Raw genomic sequence first — 4,365 nt, forward strand, 5'->3', positions numbered from 1 at the left:
GGGAGCGGCGGCTGAACCCGCCCCGGCGCGCGCCGCCGCCGTCCGCGGTATCCGCGGCCGGCCGGTTCCGGGCGCCGTTCATTACTTGACCACCGCGGCGGTGAGCTTGGACAGCGGCTCGCTGAGCGCGTCGACGGCGGCGCCGAGCTCCTTGACCTGGGCCCCGGTCAGCTCGTTGTAGTAGGCGAAGCCCTCGCCCTTCCGGTACTGGTCAAGCAGCTTCTGCAGGGCGGCGAAATTCTTCTCCAGCGAGGCATCCAGCTCGTCCCCGCTGCCGGCCAGCAGCGGCTTCAGGTCCTCGTAGGCGATCCGGGCGCCGTCGACGTTGGCCTGGAAGTCCCACAGGTCGGTGTGCGAGAAGGCCTCCTCCTCGCCGGTGACCTTACCGGTGGCCACCTCGTCCAGCAGCTCCTTGGCCCCGTTGGCCAGCTTGTCCGGGGTGAACTCCAGGTCCTGGGTGCGGCCGTGCAGTTCCTGGGTATCGGCAACCAGCTTCTCCGCCAGCTTCCGGCGTTCGGCGCCGGTCAGCGGGGTGTAGCCGGACGCCGGCCGCCAGAGGTCCTTCTCGGCGCGGTGCCAGCCGGTCCACTGCTGGCCTTCCGCGAGGTCGGCCTCGCGGGCGTCCAGGATCGGATCCAGGTCGCCGAAGGACTCGGCCACCGGTTCGATCCGCTCCCAGTGCATGCGGACCGGGGCGTAGAGCGCCTTGGCCCTGGCCTCGTCACCGGCGGCGAAGGCTTGGGCGAACTGCCTGGTTCCGGCCAGCAGCTGCTCGGACTGCTCCTTGACGTAGGCGGCGTACTGCTTCACGGCCGTCCGCTGCAGCGCGGCGCGGTCGGCGGAGACATCCTGCCCGGCCGGGGCCGCGGTCACGGTGAAGGCGGCGCGGATGCCGTCACCGCTCATGCCCGGCTTGCAGGCGGTGACGTACCTGCCCTCGGGCGCCATGACCACCAGGTCCCGGCTCAGGCCCGGGCCGATGTTCTCGACCTCACCGAGGATGCGCAGCCCGTCCCCGGCCAGCAGGTAGAACTCGGTGACCTCCGTGCCCTCGTTCCTGACCTGGAACTTCACGGTGCCGCCCGGCGCGGTGGTGGTGGACAGGGTGCAGGCATCCGCGGTGCTGCTGACCTGGACGGCGCCGTCGGCGGTGGCGGTGGCGGAGTTGTCGGTGCAGCCGGCAAGCAGCAGGGCGGCAGCGGCAACGGCGGCGGCGCCACCGAGGGCACGGGGAGTCAGCATCATGGTCATCCTTGGAAAGTGAGGTAGAGGTCAGGTAGCGGCGGGCGGCTCAGGCGGCCGTGGACACGGTCCGGTCGGCGGCCGCCACACGGTGGCCCCCGCGCAGGCGGCCGAAGAACAGGATCATCACCGGCACCACGTAGAGCAGCCAGGCTGCGGCCTCGAGGACGGTAGTGGCGGGCGAGAAGTTGAAGACGCCCTTGAGCAGGGTGCCGTACCAACTGCCCGGCGGGACGGCGGCGGAAACGTCGAAGGCGAGGATGTGCAGGCCGGGCAGGATGCCCGCCTCCTGCAGGTCGTGGATGCCGTAGGCGAGGACCCCGCCGGCGACCACGATCAGCGCCGCGCCGGTCCAGGTGAAGAAGCGGGCAAGGTTGATCCGCAGCACGCCGCGGTGCAGCAGGAACCCGAGCGCCACGGCCGCGGCGATGCCCAGGACGGCCCCGCCGATCGGCTCCCAGGTCTCCCCGGTTGCCCGGGCGGCGGCCCACAGGAAGAGCGCCGTCTCGAGGCCTTCGCGCCCGACGGCCAGGGCCGCGACCAGCGCCAGCCCCCAGGATCCGGCGTCCGCCACCTTGTCCACCTGCTGGCGCAGCCCGCTGCCCAGGGTGCGGGAGGCCCCGGCCATCCAGAACACCATCCAGGTCACGAAGCCGACGGCGATAATGGACAGGCCGCCGCCGATGGCTTCCTGCGCCTCGAAGGTCAGCCCGCGGGGTCCGAAGGTCAGCAGGGCGCCGAAGCCTGCGGAAACGGCGGCGGCGAACCCGACGCCCGCCCAAACCCGCGGCATCAGGGGCCGGCGGCCGGTCCTGGCCAGGTAGGCCAGCAGCAGGACAACGACGAGCGTTGCCTCAAGGCCCTCGCGCAGGCCGATCAGGAAGTTGGCGGTCACGGCACTCTTCTCTCCGGTTATCCAAGCCTAACTAAGGTAAGGCTTAGCTTCACGGAATTCTGCTACGGGCCGTCGTCCAGTTGCAACTTAAGTCACAAAAGCGTCACAAAACCGCGGGGCAGAGCCGGGCGCCGGTCCGGCAGTCCGGACGGCCGGGGTCGCCCGGCCGCAGGGACCTTAAGGGCCGGCGGCGGGCCGCTTCCTGCCGTTGAGCCGGACGGCGTCGCCGGCGGGACCGTCCGCCAGGCTTCCCCCCAGCGCCCGGCCGCCCACCGATTCGCCCATCCAGCTCAGCGCCTCCCAGCCGCCGCCGTCGCCCTCCAGCACCACCACCCCGGTGTTGCCCAGGATGTTCCGGGCCACATAGTCCGCCCCCAGGTTCGCCGCGCGGGCGCCGGCCCAGCTGCGGATCATGGCACCGTGGCTGACCATGGCCGCGGTCCGCACCCCGGCGGCCAGCAGCTCCGACACCACGGCGTCGAACCGGGCGAAGGTCTCGTGCCCGTCCGGCCCACCCGGCATCCGCTGGCCCAGGTCTCCCGCGGTCCAGCCGAAGACCACCGACATGTAGGCCCGGTGCGCCTGCGGATCGGCCTGCAGTTCCAGGTCCCCGGCGGAAATTTCGCGCAGGCCGTCCCGCACCTCGACGTCCAGCCGGACCGCCTCCGCCAGCGGCGAGGCGGTCAGCCGGGCGCGCAGGGCCGTCGAGGCCAGCAGGACCTCGATCGGCTCGCCGGCCAGCGCATCCGGCAGCGCGCGGGCCTGTTCATGGCCCAGCCGGGTCAGGCCGGGGCCCGGGACGGCGGTGTCGAGCAGCCCCCTGACGTTGGAGGGGGTCTGTCCATGGCGGATCAGCAGCAGGCGCATAGGTTCATTAAACCCGCTCGGCCCGGGCAGGCACGGCAGGGCTCAGGCGCCGAGAGGGCGTCCGGCCATGCGCTCCAGCCGTGCCACGCGCTCGGCCATGGGCGGATGCGTGCTGAACATTTGCTGCAGGCCGCCGCGCCGGAAGGGGTTGGCAATCATGAGGTGGCTGGTGTTCACCAGCTTCTGGTCCGCCGGCAGCGGGGCCCGGGCGGTGCCGACTTCCAGCTTGCGCAGCGCCGAAGCCAGCGCCAGCGGATCGTCGGTCAGGGCCGCGCCGTCCTCGTCGGCGTCGTACTCCCTGGTCCGGCTGATGGACATCTGGATCAGCGCGGCGGCAAACGGGGCGAGCAGGGACAGCGCCAGCAGGGCGATCGGGTTGGCGTTGCGGTTTTCGCTGTTGCCGCCGCCGAAGAACATCAGGAACTGGGCCACCGAGGTGATCACGCCGGCCACCGCCGCGGCCACCGAGGAAGTGAGGATGTCCCGGTTATACACGTGCATGAGCTCGTGCCCCAGCACCCCGCGCAGCTCCCGTTCGGTCAGCAGCTGCAGGATGCCCTCCGTGCAGCACACCGCGGCATGCTGCGGATTCCGCCCGGTGGCAAAGGCGTTCGGCGCCATGGTGGGCGAGACGTAGAGCCGCGGCATCGGCTGGTTGGCCCGGGCGGACAGCTCGCGCACGATCCGGTACATGGCCGGCTGCTCGGCCTCCGTCACCGGGTAGGCCTGCATGGAGCGGATGGCGATCTTGTCGCTGTTCCAGTAGCTGTACGCGACCGTGGCCACGCCGATCAGCGCCATGATCCAGATGAAGCCGCCGTTCCGGGTCCCGGCGGCCAGCAGCCCGCCGATGCCCAGCAGGATGGCAAAGAGCACGCCGAACAAGGCTGCGGTCTTCAGACCGTTGAAATGATGATGCACCGTTTCTGGTCTCCTTCTGCATCCGGCATTGCACTGTTGGCCGGATCATCCTTAACAACGCGCGGCGGCGGCCGGGTGTTCCGGATCCTGACAGGGCGTTGGCTTATCGGCCTCAGGGCTCGGGATGGCGGGCGTCGTAACGGGCGAAACCGGGCTGCCACCGGTGCAGCAGCCAGACCAGCAGCGCGCAGGCCAGCCCGCCGGCGATGGCGGCCATCCCTTCGCCCAGCCACTGGCCGTTGCCGCCGGCCACGGCGTCGCCAAGCCGCGGGCCGCCGGCGACCACCACCACGAAGATGCCCTGCAACCGTCCGCGCATGGCATCCGGGGTGGCAGCCTGCAGGATGGTGTTCCGGAACACCCCGCTGACCGTGTCCGCGGCCCCGGCCAGGGCCAGGCACAGCGCGGCGGCCACCAGCCAGGGGACGGTCTGCCCGTGC

General features: G+C 71.4%; 4 protein-coding genes and 1 pseudogene. All 5 read right to left on the reverse strand.

Annotated elements, in window-relative coordinates:
• Positions 1 to 81: 81 nt before the first annotated feature.
• Positions 82 to 1,245: an iron uptake system protein EfeO gene (gene efeO, locus ACFQ36_RS21005; RefSeq protein WP_377017211.1), complete on the reverse strand. Its 1,164-nt coding sequence runs from the start codon at positions 1,243 to 1,245 to the stop codon at positions 82 to 84.
• A gap of 46 nt (positions 1,246 to 1,291) precedes the next feature.
• Positions 1,292 to 2,137 (reverse strand): iron uptake transporter permease EfeU, encoded by an 846-nt coding sequence (efeU, locus tag ACFQ36_RS21010; RefSeq protein ID WP_377017213.1) that lies wholly within the window; start codon positions 2,135 to 2,137, stop codon positions 1,292 to 1,294.
• A 177-nt stretch (positions 2,138 to 2,314) separates the two neighbouring features.
• Positions 2,315 to 3,004, reverse strand: a complete 690-nt coding sequence (locus tag ACFQ36_RS21015) for a histidine phosphatase family protein (RefSeq protein ID WP_377017215.1) — start codon at positions 3,002 to 3,004, stop codon at positions 2,315 to 2,317.
• 42 nt (positions 3,005 to 3,046) lie between these two features.
• Complete coding sequence (htpX, locus tag ACFQ36_RS21020) at positions 3,047 to 3,925, reverse strand: zinc metalloprotease HtpX (RefSeq protein ID WP_377017217.1); 879 nt, start codon at positions 3,923 to 3,925, stop codon at positions 3,047 to 3,049.
• Positions 3,926 to 4,037: 112 nt separating this feature from the next.
• Positions 4,038 to 4,365 (reverse strand): annotated as a pseudogene (locus ACFQ36_RS21025) (MFS transporter); the annotation flags it as partial.

Source organism: Arthrobacter sp. GCM10027362, from assembly GCF_042679445.1.
Classification (GTDB): Bacteria; Actinomycetota; Actinomycetes; order Actinomycetales; family Micrococcaceae; genus Crystallibacter.